This window comes from Amycolatopsis ponsaeliensis (assembly GCF_030182635.1).
Classification (GTDB): Bacteria; Actinomycetota; Actinomycetes; order Mycobacteriales; family Pseudonocardiaceae; genus Amycolatopsis; species Amycolatopsis ponsaeliensis.
In genome coordinates this window covers 176,350-198,694 of sequence record NZ_JAPZLD010000006.1, presented here as the reverse complement: position 1 = coordinate 198,694, position 22,345 = coordinate 176,350, and the positions used below count along the sequence as shown (strand labels likewise).

The following is a 22,345-nucleotide window of genomic DNA, read 5'->3' as shown; positions in this document are numbered from 1 at the left end:
TTTGGTGATCGTGTGATCGCCCTGTGCGGTTGCTGTGCGCCGGACCCGGCGCCCACCAGGTGGACGCCGGGTCCGGGGCTCAGCTGTGCGCCCGCAGGGGCACGACCTCACCGGGCGACACCGCGCGACCGGGCTCACGCCGGGTCGCCGTGGTGCAGATGGTCAGCGTGATCAGCGCCGCGTACTTCGGGTGGCGGTCGACGTAGACCTCGTTCGCGAAGCACGCGGCCGCCAGTGTCTCGCGGCTCGCGTGGATGTGCTCGAACCCGATGCCCGCCGGGCAGAACAGCCAGACCATGACGTCGCCGTCGACCGGGCGGGTCCACAGGATCGCCGGGCGGCGACCGTCCACCGTGCAGATCCGCGCACCCGCGAAGCCCGTGCGCAACCGGTGCTGCACGACGATCGCGCGCAGCCGGCCGCGCATGTGACGGCGGGCCGCGCGCCAGTAGAAGACCCAGTTGAACGCCGCCACCAGGGCGACCAGGGACCAGACCAGCCCCAGCGCGAGGAAGAGGTTGACCAGGGCGTAGGGCAGGAGCGTCACGGCGAGGATCTCGTAACGCCAGTGGTAGAGCCACAGGACCGGGTTGGGCCGCTTGACGTGGGTCAGCTGCCGGGCCAGTTCGGTGGCGTGGTGGTCGCGGGTCATGACCGTGCTCCTTTCCCTCCTTCGGCAGCCGCGACCGCGGGCGCCGAGCGGATGACTCCGGTGCCGGCGCAGACCGGGCAGGCCGCGCCGTCGGTGGGGATGAGCCCGTGGCCGCCACAGGAAGCGCAGGCGTGCACGCCGTCCCAGCGGGGGTCGCGGTAGACGCGAGTGCCTCGAGCCCCGCGCCGGACTTCCCAGCCGCGCGCGGTGGCGCGGGCGTCTTCGTCGGCTGCGAACAGCCACTCGCCGACGCGGCACAGCAGCCTGTCGAACCATCTGACTCGTTTTAACGTGGATAAGTTGTGGTCTCTCATGGGGAACACCCCGCAGAAACGATCGGACACGGGAGGACGCGCACCACGCCGGCTGGGCCGGCGACCGGGCGTCCGGCAGACGGTCTGAGCCGGGCGCTCGGATGCGGTCCGCATCCCCGTACCGGCCGTGCTCGCTCGCGACCAAGGGCTTCGCAGGGGTGGGCCACGGGTCTTCGCGGGCCCGCAATCTTGGACAAAATCGTGACACGCCTTCGAGCGAACCTGACGCCGCGATTCCAGTTCCGTCCTGTACAGTCCGCAACGTGTCATCGCCTTACCATCCTACATTTACCTACATAAGTAGGTGATGTCGGATGTCGAGCGCCTACTCTGAGCCTACATCGCCTGCGGGCAAGTGGGTAAGTCCTGCGCGGGTAACAGTTACGACCAAGGATGTCGGCAAAGAGCTGCGCAGACTTCGTCGTGCAGCCGGCGAGACACAGGCTCAGCTGGCGGACATCATCGGCGTCTCTCGGGCCAACCTCACCCAGTGGGAAACCGGTAAGTATCTCCCGTCGAGTCGTAACGCTCAACAGCTCGATGATCACTTCGAAGCGGAGAACGCGCTGGTAAAACTGGCTGAGGCGGCGCGCGCCCCGCATGGGAACCTCAGTCCCGTCGCAGTGGTTTCGCCTGTCGTCGACACCGCCGGGTCGCTGCTGGAGGTGTTCGGGAGGGTGGGCCGGAGCCTCGAGCAGCATCTCATCCGCGACGAGCGCGGCAGGGCACTCGGCTGGCGGCACAACCTGCAAAAGGACAGCGGTCAGACGGCGCTGGCCACGGCCTACGGGATCAGTGCGATGTCGGTAGTAGGCGATCCCTACATTGACCTACATTCGGCCGCTGAAAACCTCTACGCGATGCGAACCAGACATGGCTGGCAGGGCCGGTCTGGCGGACGGCGGCCGGAGACCACGGCCGCCGTCATCGATGCCCTGTTTCAAGTCAGCACCCTGCTCTCGGCTGACGACGGCCTCGCCCACCTCGAGCACTCGCTCGATGACTTCAGCAGGACGCGTCCGTTCCTGCTGTCGAGCGCGCTGCGCACCGCCGTCCGACTCCGGCCGGACGCCCCGTTGACCCTTGGCCTGGTCGACGACCTGCTTTCGACCCGGCTCGACTTCGACGGCATCTTGCTTTGGCCCGAGAAGAACGAGCGGGGTCTCGTCGCGCCGGAGCCTTCCACAGTCCACACCGCCCGTGCAGTGGTAGCCCTGCGCGAAGCCCTGCGCAACGGTGCCGAACGCACCGACGTCCGGGAGGCGGTCGAGCAGGCCACGCAGTGGCTGATCGACCGCACCCACCCGGATGACGGCGTCTCCGAAGAACTCATCCGCGAAAAGCCCGGCGAACCGGGGACGACCCGGATCGTCATTCGGCACTTCACGTCCGCCTGGGTGGTGCTCGCGCTGGTGGACGCACCGCTCGTGCCACTCGCCCGGCTCCAGCGTGCGTTGGGCCCGCTCTGGGCGCGGTACGAGCCGAGCCTGGGCCTGTGGGCCTGGGGCAGTGGCGACCTGCCAATCTGGATGACTCTCGACGCCGTCACCGCCCTGCGCGCGGCCGCATTGGCCCTCGTCGCAGCACCCGTCCGTCCTCCCGGAGAGTGACTACCCCGACCGATGAGCACCATCCCGAGTCCCGTCGTTCCCGAATCCTGGTTCGTGCGCGACCTCGCGGCTTCGCTGAGTGACGGCGAGCCCGACATCCACCGGCTCCTCGCGGCCGCCGGAGTGGTGCGCGACGATCCGCACACGTTCGTGTCGTGGCTGGCCGGCCTGAGCCGGAACGTCAACGCCGTGGCGGCCGTCGTAGCCCGCTCGTACTGGCATCCCAACGGGTTCGCCAAGCTGATCTTGCACACCTCGGCGGATCCAGAGTTCCGGATCCGGCTGCACGTCTGGCCCGAGGCTTCCGGTGCCACGGCCCGCGGCGAGTCCAACCCGCACAGCCACCGCTGGGAGTTCGCCTCCGCGGTGCTCACCGGCGTCGGCATGCACATGGTCGAGTACCGGGAGGTCACTGACCGCGGCAAGCCGTTCACCCGCTACCGCTACGGCACCGACCCGGAGAACCCGGCGGCGCTCGTCGCCGACGGCACCGCCCGGCTGTTCCGGACGAACTCGCCGCACGTCTCCCAGGGCGAGGTCTACGCGTGCGACACCGACGTTGTGCACACCGTCGAGCCGATCGGGAGGGGCTTGACCGCCACAATCGTCGTCCAAGGGCCGCGTCGTACGCCGACTACCGTCGTCTACTGCGCTCCGGGGGAGAGCGACGACCAGCCGAACCATCCACTGTCCGAATCGGACTTCCAGTTGCTCGTAAAGGCTGTCGTGACGGAGTGCGGCGGATGATCCTCCAGCCGGTTTCGCTGCGCCCGCGTCTCAAGCGGCGGGGGGTGCTCACCGACCGTGCGATCCGCCGCGCTCACCATCTCGGCGACCTGTACATCGACCCGTTCCGGGAGGAGCTCATCCGCCCTGCCGCGATCAGCCTGAGTCTCGGTGCCGAGGCGTTCGGCCTGCAGTCCACCGGGCCAGTGGACATCGCCGACCGCGCCACTTACCCCGAACTAGTGCCAAAGGCACTCGACGACCGTGGGCGGATCGCTATCGACGCCGGTGAGGTCGTACTCGCGCCCACCTTGGAACGCATCGGTTTGTCCGAGAACCTCGTCGGTCTCGTCGACGGAACCAGCGACTACGCGCGTCTCGGGATCAGTGTCGTGTTGTGCGGCCAGGTCAGCCCCGGCTTCGGCTGGGACAGCGGCGCCGTGCTGACCCTGGAGATCGTCAACCACCTGCGGCACCCGGTGCTGTTGTATCCAGGCGCCCGGATCTGCAACCTGATGCTGTTCGCTTCGACCGGGAGCGAACGGCCCTACGGCGCCATGCCGCACAACTACTCGAGCGACCACGCGGTCGTCGCGTCCCGATTGGCGGATCATGTCCGGCAGCACTGAGCAACGCCTCGGCGATCTGGGTGAGCAACGGATCCAGCGAGAAGTACTCCGGCCCAGGTACGGCGGCACGGAGGGGTTCGGCGACGACAGCGCGTTCCTGGCGAGAGTGGACACGCCGAGCGAACTCGTCGCGACCACCGACAGCTGTCCGACGCCGGTGGTCGACATCCTGCGCGAACCCGATCTGTTCCACGCCGGCTGGTTGCTGGCCACGATCAACCTCTCCGACCTGGCTGCCGCGGGGGCCGAACCGCTCGGGCTCGTCGTCAACTACACGCTGCCCAAGACGACCACCGTGCGGGAGTTCGAGCGCCTGCTCGACGGCGTCGACGAGAGTTGCGCCGCGCACGGCACGAAGGTCGCGGGCGGGGACCTCCGGGACGGCGCCGTCCAGCTGACCGCGACGGCCATCGGCCGGTGTGTGCCGGGCAGCAGGCTGCGGCGGTCCGGCGCGGAGGCCGGGGACCGGCTCATGCTCGTCGGTTCGCCCGGCTACCTCTGGGCCGCGGCGCTGCTGGAGACCGGGCGCGCGAAGCTCCCGGCTCCGGCCCGGGAAGAGATCTGGGAGCGTGCCTGCCGCCCGATGGCCCAGCTCGCGGCCGGGCAGCTGCTGGCCGGGTACGCGCGGGCGGCGATGGACGTCTCCGACGGCTTGTTCGCCACGGTCCGCACGCTGTGCGAGGCGAACGAGGTCGGCGCGACGATCACCGGGGAGTTCGAGCTGGACGAACCACTGGCCGACGTTGCCCGGCAGTGTGGTCTGCGGCCGTTCGACCTCGCGCAGACTTGGGGTGACTGGGGTCTGGTCGCGGCCGTCCGGGCCGACGACGTCCAGGTGGTCACGAAGACCCTGCTCGGCGACGGCATCGCGGCGCAGGAAATCGGAACGCTGACCGCGGACAAGCAGCTGACCGCAGGAACCGCTCCGTGGGAAGGGATCGCCCAGGAGCGGTTCTCGGCCGGTTCGTGGCACGGCGGTGAACTGTCCACTTTGGTCACCGAGGTGCTGGGGATCTAGCTGTGCGCCCGCAAGGGAACCACGTTGCTCGGCAGCACCGCACGCGGCTCACGCGGGGCCTCGGTCGGGCTGATCGTCAACGTCACGAGGCTTGCGTACCTCGGGTGGCGGTCCACGTACACCTCCGGGACCGCGCACGCCGCCGCCAGTGCGGAACGGTTGCGGTGCAAGTGCTCGAATGCCTCGCGGCCGAACAGCGATACCACGATGTCGCCGCCGCGGGGGCGGGACCAGAGGATCGCCGGGAGGCGGCCGCCCGGGAGGCGCAGCAAGGGGAATGCCGCGCGCAGGCGGTGCTGCAGCCGGACCGCCTGGATGCGGGTGCGCACCTGGCGGCGGCGCAGCAGTGCCCACCCCAGCGCCGTGACGAAGACCGCCGAGGCCCACAGCGCGCCGGCCCACAGTGCGAACGTCACCAGGACGTAGGGGAGCAGCGTCACCGCCAGGATCTCCCACCGCCAGTGGTAGAGCCGCGCGGGGAACGACGCTTGCCTGCTGGTCATTTCCGTGTTCCTTCCGGTCAGCCGGCGGCGCAGGAGGCCGCCGAGGTGGCGTGAGAGACGTCCGGTGGCGATGCCGAGCACGAGGGCCGCGACGATCACCAGCCCGGACGTCATGTCGGGATCCGGGTCTTCGGGGCGGGCTCGGGCCGGCGGTCGCGGTCCCGGCCGAGCTGCCAGGTCCAGCGCCACCCCGCCCAGATCGCGACGACCGAGCCCAGCAGGACCAGCACGAAGGCCTGGCCGACCAGACCGTCGAGGGGTGCCAGCCGCAGCAGCACCAGCAGTGCCCAGACCTGCGTGGCGGTGAACGGGATGACCAGCCCGGCCGCGTAAACGCCCCGGCGCCAGCGGCTCTGGCTCGGTGCGGTGGTGTAGGGGTCCATGAATGCCCTCCTCTGCCCGTGGATCCAGGAAACCTCCGGCTCGCCGCGCGGTCTGTGTCAGCTGACACAGAAGGCGGGATTCAGCTCGCCAGACGTCGAAGTTCGGCCAAGCGGTGGATGGTCACCTGTCTTCTGCCGGTGCTGATGACGCCCTGGCGCCGCAGGTCGCGCGTCGCGCGTGCCCAGGACTCGCGCGAGATCGCCGCGGTCATCGCCAGCTCCGCCTGCGTGGCCGGGACGGAGATCCGGATGTCCGGACCGTGGGGGACCCCGTGCTGGACGGCCAGCTGCATCAGCTGCGCGGCCACCCGCCTCGCCGCGGCGCCGCCCCCGAGCTCCAGCCACTGCCGGCCGACCGAACGCAGCCGCGTCGACAGCACGAGCAGCAGCGCCCAGGAGATCCGGGACCGCGTCCGGCACAGCGCTGCGAAGCGGTCGCCGGGGACTTCCAGGACCTCGACGTCGTCGAGCGCTTCGACGGTCGCCGATCGCGGCTGCGCGTCGATCGCGGCCAGCTCGCCGATGACGTCGCCCCGGCTGCGCACCCCCACGACGACCTCGCGCCCGTCCGGCGTCCCGTGCACGATCCGCACGTGCCCGGTGAGCAGCACCAGCACGACGCTGGAGCGGTCGCCCTCGCGGCAGAGGGTCTCGCCGCGCGGATACCTGCGCCGCGTGGCGGACTCCGCCAGCACCCGGCGATCGGCCGGGGCCAGGTCGGCCCAGAATCCCGTCGGTTCCACGTCCCCACCTCGCTTCCGGTCCTACGCGGTCAGTCCCTCCTCGGGCTCGACGACTTCGGGCGTGTAGAGCCAGCCGCGTAGCCGTTCTTCGCCGAGCTTGATGTGGACCGCCTGGGTGAAGGCGGCCCGGTCGATGCCGGGGTAGCCGTGCCGCACGACGGCGCGGTGGATCTCCTGCGACACGGCGAGCGCGAGCGGCGCGGTCGTTTCGCGCAGCCGCCGCTTGAGCTCGGGGGCGTCCACCAGCCGGCAGGCGATGTCGACGTCCTCGCCGTAGGAGGCGCGCGAGTCGCGGTGCACCTCACCGGCGTGCACGGCGACGCGCAGCCGGAACGCGAGCTCGGGGTGACTCTCGGCGTGCTTCTCCAGCAGGTCGCCCAGCGCGGGGACGACGGTGGTGAGCAGGAGCGTCTTCGGCAGCTGGTCGAAGGGCTTGATCAGGCACAGGGCCCCGTCGCCGCGGTCGACGAACGGGTCGCGGTGCTTCTTGCCGATCCCGCCGGCCGCAAGGGCCTCGTCGAGGAGCTGGAAGAGGACATTACGGAGCTGGGTCCGCACCGAGTTCGTCCGCTCGGTCGACTTTTCGATGTCGACCGCCACGATGGCCCGGTGCCGGGGTATGTCAGCTGATGAAGTGTCCATGGCCCGCTCCCTGCCTTCAGGTGTGAAGCTGAAGTTCAGTCAAGTTCACTGTAGGGGTTGAAGTACCCTGGAACAACAGAGTTGAATCGACGTTACCCGTTTGGTGTGAGGGAGTTCGGGTCGACGTAACGTTTCAGTCCCAGCTGTGGCGGGTCGACGACAGCGCCTTTAGCTACAGGGAGTATTATCGCACCACTCTCGGCACTACTGAAATTTACTGAAGGGTGGCGGAGATCGTGTCCCCAGTCGAGCCGCAGCCTGCGCTCGCCCGCCGCCTCAAAGCGCTGAGGGAGCGGTACTGGCCTGACGTGGGAATCAGGCAGGGGCAGCTCGCCAAGGCGTTCGGCGGGGTCAGCACCTCGCTCATCTCGTCGTGGGAGAACACGGAGAAGCCGGTCAGCCCGCCCGTCAAACGGCTCGAGGCCTACGCGACGTTGTTCGCGACGCGACGTTCGTGGACCGGGGGGTCCCTGCGAGTCCTCACGCTCGAAGAACTGACGGACGACGAGCGTGACCAGCGCAAGGAGCTGCTGGACGAGCTTCTGTGGTTGCGCGAAGGCAATGAACCGGAGCCGGGGGTGGTCGACCTCTGGACCTTCGAAGAAGTCGATCAGCGGATCACCATCGTCTGCGCGCCGTTGCCGGAGGAGTACCGCCGGAACCTCGTCTACGCCGATCCCGAGAGCGCGGACTTCGTGTCGCTGTACACGTACGCGGACCCCGACGCGCTGATCGAGCTGTTCGGGCACATCCGGGCGCGCAACCCCGACAACCCGGTCACGTTCCGCACCAGCAACGAGCTCACGGCGGACGACTACACCGGCCACCTCGTCCTCCTGGGAGGCGTCGACTGGAACACCGTGACGAAGGTCGTGATCAATCGAGCGGACCTCCCCCTGGAGCAGGTCGGCCGGGCGGTCGACGCCGAGCACGGCGGGTTCCGGGTCCAGGAGAACGGCCAGCCGCGGCTCATCGAGCCGCGGCTCGACGCCCAGGGGCACCTGGTGGAAGACGTGGCGCACTTCTATCGCGGAGTATCTCCGTTCAACCGAAAGCGCACTGTGACCGTATGCAATGGTATGTACGGTCGAGGAACGCTGGGCGCAGTGAGAGCGTTGACGGACAACCGGTTCCTGGACCGGAACACCGCCTACGTACGGGACCGGTTCGCCGGCGAAGAGTCCTTCAGCATCATCAGCCGGGTGCCCGTCATCGGCGGCCAGGGCCTGACTCCCGACTGGACGCTCGAGGAGAACCGCCTGCACGAGTGGCCCGAGGTCGCGAAGTGAAACCTCAGCAGCACGAGTCGCACCAGGATCTGCTGGACCACTTCGACACGGACTTCACCCCGCGCGCGACCGTCGACGCGATCATCGTGCCCAACGGGCGTCCGGCGGCCTACCTGAAGCAAGCCATCAACGCGGCGAAGCTCCTCGATGCCCACTTGGTGCTCCTGTGCAGCATGCGGGCCAACGCCTCGAACGCGGAGCTGGCGGCGAAGCGGGCGGGCGTCCGGGTGACGGCCGTCGACGTCGACCTCCTGCCCAGCGGCGTCGTCCCCGAGTTCTCCACCGACAAGCTGCTCAAGTTCGGGAAGTTCCACCGCAAGGTCGACACGAGCCTGAAGCGGAACCTCGGCCTGCTCGTCGCGATTTTGACGGGGTGGGAGCGGATCGTCTTCCTCGACGACGACATCGTCCTGCCCCAGCCGGGCGATCTCGCGGCGGCGGCGGGCCTGCTCACCCACCACGCCGTCGTCGGGCTCGCGAACGCCGGGATGCCGGACAACTCGGTGGTCTGCCACGCGCTCCGTGAGGTCGGCGCGCCCCAGGACGTGTTCATCGGCGGGGGCGCCCTCGTCGTCGGCGAGGCGGCGTTCTCGTCGTTCTTCCCGAACATCTACAACGAGGACTGGTTCTTCCTCCTGGACGGGCTGCGGCTGCGCCCGTCGGCCGTCGTCGGGACCGCGTGGCAGTACGACTACGACCCGTACAACGATCCCCGGCGGGCTCGCGGCGAGGAACTGGGCGACACCCTCGCGGAGGGTGTGTTCGGCCTGCTCGACAACGGGCTGGGCCTGGCGCACGCCGACGAGGGGTACTGGGGTGGGTTCCTGCCCGCGCGGCGCCGGATCATCAGCACGACGATCGAGCAGGTGCTCGCCTCGGACATCGAACCGGGGCAGCAGGCCAGGATGGTCGCGGCCCTCAAGGCGTCGATCGGGCGCAGCCACCTGATCACCCCGGAGATGTGCGTCCGCTACCTGCGGGCCTGGCAGGACGACTGCGTGCGCTGGCGCGAGCACATCCGCGAACTCCGCCGCGACCACCGCGGCGGCCTGGGGATCGACGGCGCGCTGGCGACCCTCGAATCGGCCACCACCCGCCGTTCAGTACCGGCTTGAGGCGCCGATCGCCCGTGGCTCGCCCCGCGGTGCCGGCGTGACCACGGCCAGGTCCTTGACCAGCACGTGACAGCGTTCCGGCACCTCGAGGACGCCGCCGTTCGGCAAGGCCAGCTGCGCGTAGCAGATGACCGTGCCGTGGCCCCAGTCCCGGTAGCCCAGCCGCCGGTACAGGCGGGCCGCGGCCGGGTTGTCCGTGCGGACCGCCAGGGCCACCCGCTCGTGGCCCTGCTCGAGGAGGTGCGCCTCCACCGCGCCCACCAGGGCCGCCCCGACGCCGCGGTTGCGCAGCTCGGGGAGAACCTGCAGGTGGGTGAGCAGGGCGACCCCCGGGAGGTGCCGGCGGATCGGGGGCTCCTCGGCCTCCTCCAGCCACAGGTACACGGCGCCGGCGGGACGCGCGCGGACCCACGCGAGGAAGAGGACGCCCTGGTCGTTTCGCTGGCGGGTCAGGCGGTCACGGAAGAATCCGGCGTCACCGAGGGCGGTGGCGAACGGGATCAGGTCTGCGGATCGGGCCCGCCATACGTGGGGCTCGGTCATCTGCAGCGACTCCGTTCTCCGGGTACTTCCATAGTGCCGGAGGCGGCACGGAGTTGACCAGGTCATCCGGCCCTGACCCTGCTTTCGTCGGTGCTCAGGCGGCCGCGGTGAGGTCGTAGACGGTCACGCCGTCCACCGTCGTCGCCCGGTAGGTCGACGCCACCCACTCCGCGATCTGCTGGGCCGCGTCCGAGCCGGTGCTGCCCTGCATCGTCATGCCGTCGCCGAGGAAGTAGTGGATCCGTCCGGCGGCAACGTACTGCTGGAACTGCGCCAGCGTCGGGTACGGGTCGGTGCCGTTGAACCCGCCGACCGCCATCACCGGCGCACCGCTCGCCAGCTGGTACCCCGCCGCCGCGTTCGACAGCACCGTGGCCGCCGTCCACGTGTAGTGGGACGCGTCCTGGCGCAGCAACGCCGTGAGAGACGCGCCGGGCAGTGTCGTCGAAAGCAACGAGCCCGGGCCACCTCCGCGACCGCCGCCGAAGCCGCCCGGACCGCCGGGTCCGCCGGTGCCGCCGCGGAAGCCGCCGAAGCCCGACGACGGGCCCGCTGACGGGATCGCGCCGTCGTGCGTCGTCGCCGCGGTCGCCAGCGTGTACGCGCCCGTGCCGGACAGCAGCACGACCAACCCCAGGACGGCGACCGACGAAGCCGCCCAGCGGGTCAGGTGGGAGGCGAAGAACAGCCCCACCGCCGCCAGGAGCCCGCCGACCAGCACCGCCGGGGCCAGCCACGGCTGCCACGACGATCCCGACAGCAGCAGGTAAGCGGTGAGCGCCGTCAAGGCCACGCCGCCGCTGAGCAGGCCGGACGCGGAGGGACGCGCCCGCAGCCGCCACAGCTGGACCGCCGCCGTGCCGACCAGCGCCGCGATCGCCGGGGCCAGCGCGACCGTGTAGTACGGGTGGATGATCCCGCCCATGTAGCTGAACACCAGCGCCGTCACCAGCAGCCAGCCGCCCCACAGCAGCAACGCCGCCCGCGATCGGTCGGTGCGCGGCGCGCGGCGGGTGAACCACAGGCCGGCGCCCAACGCGAGCAGCGCCGCGGGGATCAACCACGCGATCCCGCCCGCCATCTCGCTGCCGAACAGCCGGGTCAGGCCGGTCGAGCCCCAGCCGCGGCCGCCACCGCCGCCGACGCTGCCCACCTCGTCACCGGTGATCCGGCCGAAGCCGTTGTAGCCGAACACGAGCTCCCACAACGAGTTCGTCTGCGACCCGCCGATGAAGGGCCGATCGGCCGCCGGCCAGAGCGCGACGACCACGAGGTACCAGCCCGCCGCGACCACCGTGGCGGCGAGAGCGCCCAGCAGGTGCAGCAGCCGCTTGCCGAGCGACACCGGCGCCGCGACGAGGTACGCCACGGCGAACGCCGGCAGCACCAGGAACGCCTGCAGCATCTTCGCCAGGAAGCCGAACCCGACCGCGACGCCGGCCAGCGCCAGCCAGCGGGGGCTCGCCTTCTCGAGCGCGCGGACGACGCAGTAGGCACCCGCGACCAGCAGCAGCACGAGCAGCGCGTCCGGGTTGTTGAACCGGAACATCAGCGCGGCGGCCGGTGTCAGGGCGAGCACCAGGCCCGCGACGAGCCCGGCGGCCGGGCCGGAGGTCCGCTTGACCGTCGCGTGCAGCAGCCAGACCGAACCGACGCCCATCAGCGCCTGCGGCACCAGGATGCTCCACGCGTTGACGCCGAACACCCGCGCCGAGAGGCTCATGACCCACAGCGTGGCCGGGGTCTTGTCCACGGTGATCGCGTTCGCCGCGTCGCTGGAACCGAAGAACAGCGCCTTCCAGCTTTCCGAACCGGCCTGGGCGGCCGCGGAGTAGAACGCGTTGGCCCAGCCGGAAGCGCCGAGGCCCCACAGGTAGAGCACGGCGGTCCCGAGCAGCAGGACGGCCAGCGCCGGCCGGTGCCAAGTCCGGGGAGCGGGCGGCGAGGGGGTCACGGCGGTGGTTTCGCGCGACGCGAGTGCGGTCATGAGATCAGCTTCCGGTTTCCAGCTGGGGCCGGGTTGTGCCGATGCTGTGCACTCGCTGTGCGGGCACGGCCACGGGCAGGCGCACCGCGAACTCCGTCCGGCCGGGGCGGCTGTGCACTTCGATCGTGCCGTGGTGGGCGACGACGACGGCGCACGCGATCGCCAGCCCGAGCCCGGTGCTGCCGGCGATGCGGGAGCGCGACGAGTCGCCGCGGGCGAACCGGTCGAAGACGTCCGGGAGCAGGTCCGGCGCGATGCCGGGCCCGTTGTCGGTCACCGTGAGCACGGCGCTGTGGGTGTCCTTTGTGCGGCCGAGCGACGTCGTCACCGTGGTGCCCGGCGGGGTGTGCGTGCGGGCGTTGGCCAGCAGGTTCGCCAGTACCTGGTGCAGCCGCTGGACGTCGCCGAACACGAGCACCGGGTCCGGCGGCAGCTCGAGCAGCCACCGGTGCTCGCGCCCGGCGACCCGGGCGTCGCCGACGGCGTCGGCGACCAGCCGGGTGAGGTCGAGGTCGCGCACGTCCAGCGGGCGGCCCGCGTCGAGCCGCGCCAGCAGCAGGAGGTCCTCGACGAGCGCGCTCATCCGGACGGCCTCGGACTGGATGCGGTTCATCGAGTGCGCGACGTCCGGCGGCACCAGCGCACTGCCGCGGGCGGCCAGCTCGGCGTACCCGCGGATGGCGGCCAGCGGCGTCCGCAGCTCGTGGCTGGCGTCCGCGACGAACTGGCGGGCACGCAGTTCGCTGCCGTGGCGGGCTTCCAGCGCCTGCGCGACGTGGCCGAGCATCAGGTTCAGCGCCGAGCCCACCTGGCCGACCTCGGTGCGCGGGTCGGTGTCGGACTCCGGCACGCGGATGGACAGCGCCACCTGGCCGCGGTCGAGCGGCAGCTCGGTGACGCGCCCGGCGGTGGCCGCGACGCGCTCGAGCGGCCGCAGCGTCCGGCGGACCGCGAACGCGCCGAGGAAGGCCGCGCCGAGCACTCCCGCGGCGGCGACGCCGAAGAGGATCAGCCCGACGGTGAGCAGCGTGTCGGTGACCGGCTTCATCGGCAGGCCGGTCACCACGACCTCGGACGTCCCGGTGACCGGGAGCGCCATCAGGCGGTACTCGCCGAGGTCGTCGAAGGACAGGGTGTGCGGCTGCCCGTCGGTGGGCACCGAGAGCATCACGGCCTGCTGGGCGGCGGTGAGCTTCAGCCGCGAGCCGTGCTCGGAGATGCTGTCGTCGTGGACGAGCTGCCGCCCGTCGAAGGTGCCGCTCACCGTGCCGACGTTCTGCCCCAGCGGGTGTTCGCCCGCCTGGCCGTCCGGCGGCGGCCCCCCGCCATCGGGGTGGGTGTTGCTCGCGAAGGCGAGCGAGCGCGTCGCCGCGGCGGACAGCTGCTGGTCGATCTGACGGGTGAGGAACAGGTCGAGCGCGAACTCGCTGACGACGCCGACGATCAGGCACACCACGGTGAGCAGCACGACCATCGAGCCGGTCAGCTTCGCGCGCAGCGACAGACGCCCCCGGCGGGGGTGCGGTGCAACGGTTCGCGCGGCCATGGGTAGAGCGTCCGTCCGCGCCGTGTGTGCGGGTTGTGTGCTGCCTGTGAGGCGGCTGTGCGGTGACCGGCCGGTCGCGGTTGTCCGGTTCCTCCGGTCACAGGAACGGCTGACGGCAGGCACAGTCCGCACACAGCCGGCCGCTCCACCGTGGATCGCACCGAAGGATTCTCGTCAAGGAGCACACCATGACCACACCGCAGGCACCGTCCACTCCGGACCAGACGTGGGGCGCGGCGCCCGCACCGGGTACACCGCCGCGGCCAGGCTGGACGCCGGGCAAGAAGATCGCGGCGGGCGCCGTCGCGGTGGCGATCGTGGCCGGCGGGGGAGCGGCGATCTGGGCCGCCTCGTCGTCCTCGGCGTCGACGGACTCGCAGGCCGGGCCGGGCGGGATGCAGGGCGGCCCGGGCGGCATGCAGGGCGGCGCGGGCGGCTTGGGCTCGGCACTGCACGGCGAGTACGTGTCGTCGGACGGAAACGGTGGCTACGTCACGAAAATCATGCAGACCGGCGAAGTGACGGAGCTGAGCGCGACGTCGCTGACGGCGAAGAGCGACGACGGGTTCTCGAAGACGTACACGATCACGTCGGCGCAGGCGACGGGCCTGGCGACGGGCGACACGGTGACGGTGGTGGCGACGGAGTCGGGTTCCACGGCGACGGCGACGTCGGTGACCGACGGTGCGGCCGGCGGCCAAGGCCAGGGGCAGGGGCAGATGCCGGGTGGTGGCCAGGGAACCCCGCCATCGGGAGCGCCCACGCAGACCGGCTGACCCAAGGGCGGCCCCGGGGTCAGCGGCGGTCGTAGTCGACCGCGACCTCCGGGGTCGTCGCGTGGGCGCGGCACGTCAGGATCCGGCCCGCCGCCACGTCGTCGACCGTCAGCGCGTAGCGGACGTCCATGTCCACCTGGCCCTGGCGCAGCGTCGCCAGGCACGTGCCGCACGCTCCGCCCGTGCACGAGTACGGGACCTCGAACCCGGCCCGCAGCGCCGCGTCCAGCACCGTCTCGCCGGCGTCGGCCGGGACGCACGTCGTCGTCCCGCCCAGCGTCACCGCCACCTGGGCCGGCCTGCCCGCCGGGTCGCGCAGGGGTGCCGCGCCGCGGAAGAGTTCGAAGTGGACGTTCTCGTCCGGGACGTCCGCGTCGGCCAGCGTCCGGCGGGCCAGGTCGGTCAGGCCGCGCGGCCCGCACAGGAACCACTCGTCGACCTTCGCCGGGTGCAGGCGGTTCTGCAGCAGCGCGCGCAGCCGCGTCCCGTCGAGCCGGCCGCGCTGGTACCGCTCGTGGGAAATCGCCAGTGCTTCGCCGATCGTGTCGAACTGCCGGGGCCGGTGCGCGTGCAGGTCCGGGTCGCGCTCGTCGGTCCGGTAGTGGACGACGTGCAGCCGTCCGCCGAAGCCGTCGGCGAGGGAGCTCAGCTCGCGGGCGAAGAGCGTCGTCGCGCCCGAAGTGTTGACGTACAACAGCGTCGCGCGGCTGTGCGGCTCGGCGGTCAGCGCGCTGACCACGATGGACAGCACCGGCGTGATGCCGCTGCCCGCGGCCAACGCGACGTAGTGCGCGGTCCGCGACGGATCGGGTGTGAGCGTGAACCCTCCCGACGGCGGCAGCACGTCGAGGAAGTCGCCCACGGCCAGCGTCGTGGTCGCGAACCCGGAGAACGCGCCGCCCGGCCGCCGCTTCACCGCGATCCGCAGCTCGCCGGACGCCGCGGGCGCGCAGATCGAGTACGTCCGGCGCACCGGCTGCCCGTCGAGCACCGTGCGGACCGCCACGTGCTGGCCCGGGAGGAACCGGAACTCGCACGCGAGCTGGGGCGGGACGTAGAAGGTGATGGCGACGGCGTCCGCGGTCAGCGGGCTGATCTCGCGCACCCGCAGCCGGTGGAACCGGCTCGGCCCGAGCGGGGGCGGGGCCGGCGCGGGCACGGCGACGTCGGGTTCGGTGTCCAGGCCCGCAGTCACCCGGTACTCCTCCGCGGTCAGGTCCCGGCCCCAGGCGGTGCCGATCGGGACGTCGTGGGCCAGGTACGCCTCGCGGTTCTCCAGCCAGACCCGCCGGTAACGGTGGAACGGCACGGCCGGGTGCAGGTGGTGCACCAGGTGCAGGTTCTGCGCCAGCAGCACCGGGGTCAGCAGCCGCTCGAGGCCGACGCGCACGCGGGTGGTGCCGAACCGCCCGCGCGGCCCCTCGGCGGGCAGGCCGTGGTGCGGCAGCCAGCCGAACGACCAGGCGAGCAGGCCCAGCCCCAGCCGCTGCGGCAGCAGGTACACAAACAGCAGCTCGAGGCCGTACCCGGCCGAGACCAGCGCCACGGCCGCCGACAGGGCCGCCGCCAGCACCACGAGCGTCTCGGCGAGCTCGTGCGGGGGCCGGGACCGCAGCCGGGCGAAGTAGCAGCGCGAGTAGGAGAAGTCGAGGGTGAGCCAGCGCAGCGGGAGCTGCCAGCGCGGGCCGCGGGTGGTCCAGGCGTCCGGATCGGCGTGGACCGGCGCGTTGGTGTGGCGGTGGTGTTCACCGTGGACGTACCGCAGCGAGGGGAACGACGCGTACGCCGCGACGAACGGGACGGCCAGCCGGCCGAGCACTTCGTTGACCCAGGTCAGCTTCCCCGCCGCGTGGTGCGCCGACTCGTGCACCACCGTGTACATCACGAACGTGACGAGGGTGTTCAGCACGACGGTCACCACCGGCGGCACGAGCCCGGCGAGCAGCAGCCAGGTCGCGGTGCCCCACAGCGCGGCGCCGCCGGCGAACAGCAGCAGGGCCGGCACCGAGACGGCGGGCAGCGCGATCCGGGGCGCAGGCACCGTGCTGGCGGTGGCCGGCCCGGTCGCGGGCGCCGCCACTGTGACGGAACCGTGCGGCTCGGTGACGGCGACGGACATCGAGCGGTCTCCTCGGTCGAGAAGCTCCTGGTCAGGCGGGAGTCACCGTAGACAACTCCGGCAGGTTTGTAAACGTTGTAGCAGGCTTCGAAAAAAGGTGTCGGCCAGCGGAACGGAACCGATGGGTAAGCTCGTCGTGTGAACGCGGTCACCCACCCGGTCCCGGCGCGTACCCGGGAGAAGCTGCTGGCCGCGGCGGCCGACGTCATCCACGCCGACGGCTGGGCCGCCGTGACGATGGGCAAGCTGGCCGCGCAGGTCGGCGTCAGCAGGCAGACCGTCTACAACGAACTGGGCTCCAAGGCCGAGCTCGCCAAGGCCCTGATGCTGCGCGAGACCGACCGCTTCGTCGAGCGGGTGGACGCGGACGTCGCCGCGCACCCGGACCACCCGGTCGACGGCGTCACCGCCGCGTTCCGGCACACGCTCGAGGCCGCCCGCGCCAACCCGCTCCTCGAAATCGCGCTCGGCGGCGCGCAGGGTGGCCGCGACGACTTCCTCCCGCTGCTCACCTCGCAGCCCGAGGCGGTGCTCGGGCGGGCCGTCGAAGCCGTCGCGGCCGTCTTCGCGCGGGCCTACCCCGAGGTCCGGCTGACGCCGTCGGAGTGGGCGGTCGCGGTCGAGGCGTTCATGCGGCTGCTGCTTTCCCACCTGGTGCAGCCCAGCGGCTCGGCCGAGCACGCGAGCGGCCAGATGCGCTGGGTGATCGGCCGGATGCTCGGGCGGTGAGGCTTATTCAGCCGTCGGCCACCGCATGACTTCTGCGGTGACCAACACGGTGCGGGCAGGCCGCGGCGGCCTGACCAGAATAAGCCTCAGACGCCGCAGGTGGCCCCCACCCGGGCGGCGCGGGCCCCTGGCCTAGACTCGGACGTCCCGGTCTGCAGGTGACCGGGGCCATTTCCGCTGGATTGTCCACCACAATCGTTACCGCTCGAGGAGAAGACCTTGAAGAGCACCGTCGAGCAGCTGAGCCCGACGCGAGTCAAGATCAATGTCGAGGTGCCGTTCGACGAGTTGAAGCCGAACTTCGACCGCGCCTACCGCAAGATCGCCCAGCAGGTGCGCATCCCGGGCTTCCGGCCCGGCAAGGCGCCCGCTCGCGTCCTGGAAAGCCGGATCGGGCGCGGCCCGGTGCTCGACGAGGTCGTCAACGAGGCCATCCCGGCCAAGTACATCGAGGCCGTTCGCGAGAACGAGGTCCGCACGCTCGGGAACCCCGAGTTCGACGTGACCAAGCTCGAAGACCGCGACGTCCTCGAGTTCACCGCCGAGGTCGACGTGCGCCCGGAGATCGAGCTGCCCGACCTCGAAGGCTTCGAGGTCACCGTCGACGACGTCGAGCTGACCGACGCGGAGGTCGACGAGCAGCTCGACGAGCTGCGCGCCCGCTTCGGCACGCTGACCGGCGTCGAGCGCCCGGCCGAGACCGGCGACTTCGTCTCGATCGACCTGGCCGCGACCGTCGACGGCGAGGCCGTCGAGGAGGCCGCCACCACCGGGCTGTCCTACGAGATCGGCTCCGGCCAGCTCGTGGACGGCATCGACGAGGCCATCGTCGGCGCGAACGCCGGCGAGACCAAGACGTTCACCACCCAGCTCGTCGCCGGCGACCACGCCGGCAACGACGCCGAGGTGACCGTGACCGTCCAGTCGGTCAAGCAGCGCGAGCTGCCCGAGGCCGACGACGAGTTCGCCCAGATGGCGAGCGAGTTCGACACGATCGAGGAGCTCAAGGGCGACCTGCGCGATCGCCTCGGCCGCGTCAAGAAGATGCAGCAGGGCGTCCAGGCCCGCGACAAGGTGCTCGAGGAGCTCCTGGAGCGCACCGAGGTGCCGATCCCGGAGAAGGTCCTCGACTCCGAGATCGAGAACCGCAAGCACGACGCGATCCACCCGTTCGACCACGACGAGGCCCAGTTCGCGCAGGCCCTCGAGGCCGAAGGCCGCACGCTGGAGGAGTTCGACGCGGAGACCCGCACCGAGTCGGAGAAGGCCGTCCGCACGCAGCTGCTGCTGGACACCATCGCCGACAAGGAAGAGGTCTCGGTCAACGACGGCGAGCTCACCGAGCGGATCATCTACCAGGCCCAGCGCTTCGGGATCAGCCCGGACGAGTACGTCCAGCGCGCCCAGCAGTCCGGCCAGCTGACCGCGATCTACGCCGACGTCCGCCGCGGCAAGGCGCTCGCCTCCGTGGTCCGGAAGGCGACCGTCACCGACGGCTCGGGTGCCGAGGTCGACCTCTCGGAGCTGTTCGGCAGCGACGAGCCGGCCGTCGACGAGGCAACCCAGGAGACGCAGGTCACCGACGAGGCGGCGAAGACTCCGGCGGAGTGAAGCTGTGAGCGAACTTGGGCGGTGTCAGGCATTCTGCACCGCCCAAGTTCGTTAGGGTCGGATACAAGATCTCAAGCATCTGAAACGACAGCGGCGGCCGTCAGCACCGGGCCGCTGCCGGCGAAAAGGCAGGCAGACGTGACGCAGCACATGCCCGAGGCGCGGACCGGCACCGCAGGGCTCACCCTCACCGACTCGGTGTTCGAGCGGTTGCTCCAGGAGCGCATCGTCGTCCTCGGTTCCGAGGTGAACGACGAGATCGCCAACCGGATCACCGCGCAGCTGTTGCTGCTCGACGCCGACGACGCCGAGTCCGACATCCGCTTCTACATCAACTCGCCGGGTGGCTCGGTCACGGCCGGGTTCGCCATCTACGACACCATGCAGCTGATCCGCCCGGACGTCGCGACCTACGCGATGGGCATGGCGGCCTCGATGGGGCAGTTCCTGCTCTCCTCGGGCACGCCCGGCAAGCGCTACTCGCTGCCGCACGCGCGCATCCTGATGCACCAGCCGTCGGCGGGTGTCGGCGGTACCGCGTCGGACATCGCGATCCAGGCGGACCTGTTCAACAAGTGGAAGCGCGAGCTGGCCCAGATCACCGCGGACCAGACCGGGCAGACGGTCGAGCAGATCATCGCGGACGGCGACCGCGACCGCTGGTTCACCGCCCAGGAGGCGAAGGACTACGGGTTCGTCGACCACGTCCTCACCCGCGACATCGCCCGTCCGGCCTCGAACTGAGCGCGAAGTACACACAGGAGAGTCGATCATGAGCAACTTCAGGCTCCCGGGTGACTTCCGGGCACCGTCCGTTCCCCAGTCGCGGTACATCCTCCCGTCGTACGTCGAGCGCACCAGCTACGGCGTCAAGGAGTCGAACCCGTACAACAAGCTGTACGAGGAGCGCGTCATCTTCCTCGGCGTGCAGGTGGACGACGCGTCGGCCAACGACGTGATGGCCCAGCTGCTGCACCTCGAGCACGAGGACCCGGACCGCGACATCCTGATCTACATCAACTCACCGGGTGGCTCGTTCACCTCGCTGATGGCGATCTACGACACCATGCAGTTCGTCCGCCCGGACATCCAGACGTACTGCCTCGGCCAGGCCGCGTCCGCGGCCGCGGTGCTGCTGTCGGCCGGCACGCCGGGCAAGCGCTATGCGCTGCCCAACTCGCGCGTGCTGATCCACCAGCCGGCCACTGAGGGCACGTACGGCCAGGTCTCCGACCTGGAGATCCAGGCGAACGAGATCCAGCGGGTGCGGCGCCAGATGGAGGTCATCCTGGCCCATCACACCGGCAAGGACGCCGACCAGATCCGCAAGGACATCGAGCGCGACAAGATCCTGACGGCCGACGAGGCCAAGGCGTACGGCATCATCGACGAGGTGCTGCCGTACCGGAAGGCGTCGGCTCTGTAGATCCGCCAGGCCGGTGTGTGTCGAGGAGACGACATACACCGGCACTCTGGTTTAGGGTCGTCCTCTGACGTGCTCCCGGAGCCTGTGGGTGTTCCCGCCCACGGCATCGGACGGGTACCGTCAGTGGCAATGCGTGAGGCTCCGCTCGGTCGTTCGAGACCGGGGGTCGCACCGTCGCAACACACGTCAGGCGCGGAAACCCGCGCCGGAGGGGACGAGGTCAACGGCCATGGCACGGATCGGTGACGGCGGAGACCTGCTGAAGTGTTCTTTCTGTGGGAAGAGCCAGAAGCAGGTGAAGAAGCTCATTGCCGGCCCCGGGGTCTACATCTGCGATGAGTGCATCGACCTCTGCAACGAGATCATCGAGGAGGAGCTGGCCGAGGCCGGCGACGTCAAGCTCGACGAGCTGCCCAAGCCCGCCGACATCCACGAGTTCCTCGAGCAGTACATCATCGGGCAGAACGACGCCAAGCGGACCCTCGCGGTAGCGGTCTACAACCACTACAAGCGGATCCAGGCGGACGACAAGGCCGGGCCGAAGGACTCCAAGGAGGAGTCGGTCGAGCTGGCCAAGTCGAACATCCTGATGCTCGGCCCCACCGGGTGCGGCAAGACCTACCTGGCGCAGACGCTGGCGAAGCTCCTGAACGTCCCGTTCGCGATCGCGGACGCCACGGCGCTGACCGAGGCCGGGTACGTCGGCGAGGACGTCGAGAACATCCTGCTCAAGCTCATCCAGGCGGCGGACTACGACGTCAAGCGAGCCGAGACCGGGATCATCTACATCGACGAGGTCGACAAGATCGCCCGCAAGAGCGAGAACCCCTCGATCACGCGGGACGTGTCGGGTGAGGGTGTCCAGCAGGCGCTGCTGAAGATCCTCGAAGGCACCACCGCTTCGGTCCCGCCGCAGGGCGGCCGCAAGCACCCGCACCAGGAGTTCATCCAGATCGACACGACGAACGTCCTGTTCATCGTGGCCGGTGCGTTCGCCGGGCTGGAGAAGATCATCAACGAGCGGGTCGGCAAGCGTGGCCTCGGCTTCGGCGCGGAGATCCGCACCAAGTCCGAGATCGAGGAGAGTGACGTCTTCTCGGACACCATGCCCGAGGACCTGATCAAGTTCGGGCTGATCCCGGAGTTCATCGGCCGGCTCCCGGTCGTGGCGACGGTCAACCACCTGGACAAGGAATCGCTGGTCAGCATCCTCACCCAGCCGCGCAACGCCCTGGTGAAGCAGTACAAGAAGCTCTTCGAGATGGACAACGTCGAGCTCGAGTTCACCAAGACCGCGCTCGAGGCCATCGCCGACCAGGCGGTCCTGCGCGGGACCGGTGCCCGCGGGCTGCGCGCCATCATGGAAGAGGTGCTGCAGCCGGTCATGTACGACATCCCGAGCCGCGACGACGTGGCGAAGGTCGTGATCACCGAGCAGACCGTCCGGGAGAACGTGAACCCGACGATCGTCGCCCGGCAGCCGACGCGGCGCACGCGCAGCGAGCGCGGCGAGAAGTCGGCCTGAGGCCGGGCGTCTCCGGGCCACCCGGCCCGGAGACCCGACAGGAAAGCTGAATGACTGCTGACTCTATGCCGGTCACCGGCGGGGGCACCGCTCCCGCCGGTGGCGTGCAGGCACCGCCGCCACCCGAACCGGGGCCGGTGTCCGGCGGCCCGGTCCTCGGGTTCCGCGAGCTGAGCGAACGCGTCATCGCGTCCGTGTTCGACCGGTACCCGTGGCTGAACCGGGTGCTGATGGGCGTGCTGGCCGTGTGTGCCGGTGTGTGCGTCGTGGCCGTGGTGGCCCGGCTGTCGCCGTTGCCGCTGATCCCGGTGCCGCTCTTCGTCCTCGCGGGGTACGCGCTGTGGCGTGCCCGTGGGGTCACCGAGCGGCGTCCGCTGGTCAATTGGGTGCTGTTGTTCGGCGTGGCGACCCTGGTCGGTTTCTGGCTGATCTCCGTCGTCGGCCGTTGGGTGGAGTGAA

The 22,345-nt window shown here is 70.4% G+C and carries 22 protein-coding genes; 13 read left to right on the top strand and 9 right to left on the bottom strand.

Annotated features, from left to right (window positions below; all coding sequences use genetic code 11):
- Positions 1 to 79: 79 nt before the first annotated feature.
- Entirely contained in the window at positions 80 to 652 is a 573-nt protein-coding gene (locus tag QQ657_RS11745) for a hypothetical protein (protein WP_284742109.1), read from the bottom strand.
- 628 nt (positions 653 to 1,280) lie between these two features.
- Here QQ657_RS11745 and QQ657_RS11740 point away from each other — a divergent pair.
- The 4 genes from QQ657_RS11740 to QQ657_RS11725 are packed head-to-tail and all read left to right on the top strand — an operon-like array spanning position 1,281 to position 4,949.
- On the top strand, positions 1,281 to 2,576 hold the full coding sequence (locus QQ657_RS11740; protein ID WP_284742108.1) for a helix-turn-helix transcriptional regulator: 1,296 nt from the start codon (positions 1,281 to 1,283) through the stop codon (positions 2,574 to 2,576).
- 12 nt (positions 2,577 to 2,588) lie between these two features.
- Positions 2,589 to 3,323, top strand: coding sequence for a hypothetical protein (locus QQ657_RS11735; RefSeq protein ID WP_284742107.1), 735 nt, complete (start codon positions 2,589 to 2,591; stop codon positions 3,321 to 3,323).
- The gene (gene dcd, locus QQ657_RS11730; RefSeq protein ID WP_284742106.1) at positions 3,320 to 3,931 is read left to right on the top strand and encodes a dCTP deaminase; all 612 of its coding nucleotides are present in this window, start codon (positions 3,320 to 3,322) and stop codon (positions 3,929 to 3,931) included. The genes QQ657_RS11735 and dcd overlap by 4 nt, the downstream gene beginning before the upstream one ends.
- A complete protein-coding gene (locus tag QQ657_RS11725) occupies positions 3,915 to 4,949 on the top strand; it encodes a thiamine-phosphate kinase (protein ID WP_284742105.1) in 1,035 nt (344 codons plus the stop codon). Before dcd ends, QQ657_RS11725 begins: the two co-directional genes overlap by 17 nt.
- Here the strand turns inward: QQ657_RS11725 and QQ657_RS11720 are convergent.
- The 4 genes from QQ657_RS11720 to QQ657_RS11705 form a co-directional block, all read right to left on the bottom strand.
- Positions 4,946 to 5,566 carry a hypothetical protein gene (locus QQ657_RS11720; RefSeq protein WP_284742104.1) on the bottom strand — a complete coding sequence of 207 codons (621 nt, stop codon included), beginning with the start codon at positions 5,564 to 5,566 and terminating at the stop codon, positions 4,946 to 4,948. The genes QQ657_RS11725 and QQ657_RS11720 overlap by 4 nt on opposite strands.
- Positions 5,563 to 5,835 carry a hypothetical protein gene (locus QQ657_RS11715; RefSeq protein WP_284742103.1) on the bottom strand — a complete coding sequence of 91 codons (273 nt, stop codon included), beginning with the start codon at positions 5,833 to 5,835 and terminating at the stop codon, positions 5,563 to 5,565. The genes QQ657_RS11720 and QQ657_RS11715 overlap by 4 nt, the downstream gene beginning before the upstream one ends.
- Positions 5,836 to 5,915: 80 nt before the next feature.
- Entirely contained in the window at positions 5,916 to 6,578 is a 663-nt protein-coding gene (locus tag QQ657_RS11710) for a Crp/Fnr family transcriptional regulator (protein ID WP_284742102.1), read from the bottom strand.
- Positions 6,579 to 6,599: 21 nt separating this feature from the next.
- Entirely contained in the window at positions 6,600 to 7,220 is a 621-nt protein-coding gene (locus QQ657_RS11705) for a hypothetical protein (RefSeq protein ID WP_284742101.1), read from the bottom strand.
- Positions 7,221 to 7,528: 308 nt separating this feature from the next.
- Here QQ657_RS11705 and QQ657_RS11700 point away from each other — a divergent pair, with 308 nt between their 5' ends.
- Both QQ657_RS11700 and QQ657_RS11695 read left to right on the top strand, forming a co-directional pair.
- On the top strand, positions 7,529 to 8,509 hold the full coding sequence (locus QQ657_RS11700) for an XRE family transcriptional regulator (protein WP_284742100.1): 981 nt from the start codon (positions 7,529 to 7,531) through the stop codon (positions 8,507 to 8,509).
- The gene (locus QQ657_RS11695) at positions 8,506 to 9,624 is read left to right on the top strand and encodes a hypothetical protein (RefSeq protein ID WP_284742099.1); all 1,119 of its coding nucleotides are present in this window, start codon (positions 8,506 to 8,508) and stop codon (positions 9,622 to 9,624) included. The genes QQ657_RS11700 and QQ657_RS11695 overlap by 4 nt, the downstream gene beginning before the upstream one ends.
- Here the strand turns inward: QQ657_RS11695 and QQ657_RS11690 are convergent.
- The 3 genes from QQ657_RS11690 to QQ657_RS11680 form a co-directional block, all read right to left on the bottom strand.
- Positions 9,610 to 10,167: a GNAT family N-acetyltransferase gene (locus QQ657_RS11690; RefSeq protein ID WP_284742098.1), complete on the bottom strand. Its 558-nt coding sequence runs from the start codon at positions 10,165 to 10,167 to the stop codon at positions 9,610 to 9,612. The two genes, QQ657_RS11695 and QQ657_RS11690, sit on opposite strands and share 15 nt — an antisense overlap.
- A 94-nt stretch (positions 10,168 to 10,261) precedes the next feature.
- Positions 10,262 to 12,154 carry an ArnT family glycosyltransferase gene (locus QQ657_RS11685; RefSeq protein WP_284742097.1) on the bottom strand — a complete coding sequence of 631 codons (1,893 nt, stop codon included), beginning with the start codon at positions 12,152 to 12,154 and terminating at the stop codon, positions 10,262 to 10,264.
- Between the two features lie 4 nt (positions 12,155 to 12,158).
- On the bottom strand, positions 12,159 to 13,700 hold the full coding sequence (locus QQ657_RS11680) for a sensor histidine kinase (protein ID WP_284742096.1): 1,542 nt from the start codon (positions 13,698 to 13,700) through the stop codon (positions 12,159 to 12,161).
- A gap of 188 nt (positions 13,701 to 13,888) precedes the next feature.
- On the opposite strand from QQ657_RS11680, the gene QQ657_RS11675 reads away from it, so the two are divergent.
- Positions 13,889 to 14,476 (top strand): hypothetical protein, encoded by a 588-nt coding sequence (locus tag QQ657_RS11675; RefSeq protein WP_284742095.1) that lies wholly within the window; start codon positions 13,889 to 13,891, stop codon positions 14,474 to 14,476.
- A gap of 19 nt (positions 14,477 to 14,495) precedes the next feature.
- Here the strand turns inward: QQ657_RS11675 and QQ657_RS11670 are convergent, their stop codons facing one another.
- Positions 14,496 to 16,595 carry a fatty acid desaturase gene (locus QQ657_RS11670; RefSeq protein ID WP_284742094.1) on the bottom strand — a complete coding sequence of 700 codons (2,100 nt, stop codon included), beginning with the start codon at positions 16,593 to 16,595 and terminating at the stop codon, positions 14,496 to 14,498.
- A 138-nt stretch (positions 16,596 to 16,733) separates the two neighbouring features.
- On the opposite strand from QQ657_RS11670, the gene QQ657_RS11665 reads away from it, so the two are divergent.
- The 6 genes from QQ657_RS11665 (at position 16,734) to QQ657_RS11640 (ending at position 22,344) form a co-directional block, all read left to right on the top strand.
- The gene (locus tag QQ657_RS11665; RefSeq protein WP_284742093.1) at positions 16,734 to 17,324 is read left to right on the top strand and encodes a TetR/AcrR family transcriptional regulator; all 591 of its coding nucleotides are present in this window, start codon (positions 16,734 to 16,736) and stop codon (positions 17,322 to 17,324) included.
- Positions 17,325 to 17,543: 219 nt separating this feature from the next.
- The gene (gene tig, locus QQ657_RS11660) at positions 17,544 to 18,935 is read left to right on the top strand and encodes a trigger factor (RefSeq protein ID WP_284742092.1); all 1,392 of its coding nucleotides are present in this window, start codon (positions 17,544 to 17,546) and stop codon (positions 18,933 to 18,935) included.
- Between the two features lie 138 nt (positions 18,936 to 19,073).
- Positions 19,074 to 19,679: a ClpP family protease gene (locus tag QQ657_RS11655; RefSeq protein ID WP_284742091.1), complete on the top strand. Its 606-nt coding sequence runs from the start codon at positions 19,074 to 19,076 to the stop codon at positions 19,677 to 19,679.
- A 28-nt stretch (positions 19,680 to 19,707) separates the two neighbouring features.
- Positions 19,708 to 20,361 (top strand): ATP-dependent Clp protease proteolytic subunit, encoded by a 654-nt coding sequence (locus QQ657_RS11650; RefSeq protein WP_284742090.1) that lies wholly within the window; start codon positions 19,708 to 19,710, stop codon positions 20,359 to 20,361.
- Positions 20,362 to 20,590: 229 nt separating this feature from the next.
- Positions 20,591 to 21,886, top strand: coding sequence for an ATP-dependent Clp protease ATP-binding subunit ClpX (clpX, locus tag QQ657_RS11645; protein ID WP_155545639.1), 1,296 nt, complete (start codon positions 20,591 to 20,593; stop codon positions 21,884 to 21,886).
- Between the two features lie 50 nt (positions 21,887 to 21,936).
- The gene (locus QQ657_RS11640) at positions 21,937 to 22,344 is read left to right on the top strand and encodes a hypothetical protein (protein WP_284742089.1); all 408 of its coding nucleotides are present in this window, start codon (positions 21,937 to 21,939) and stop codon (positions 22,342 to 22,344) included.
- The last annotated feature ends 1 nt before the right edge of the window (position 22,345 follow it).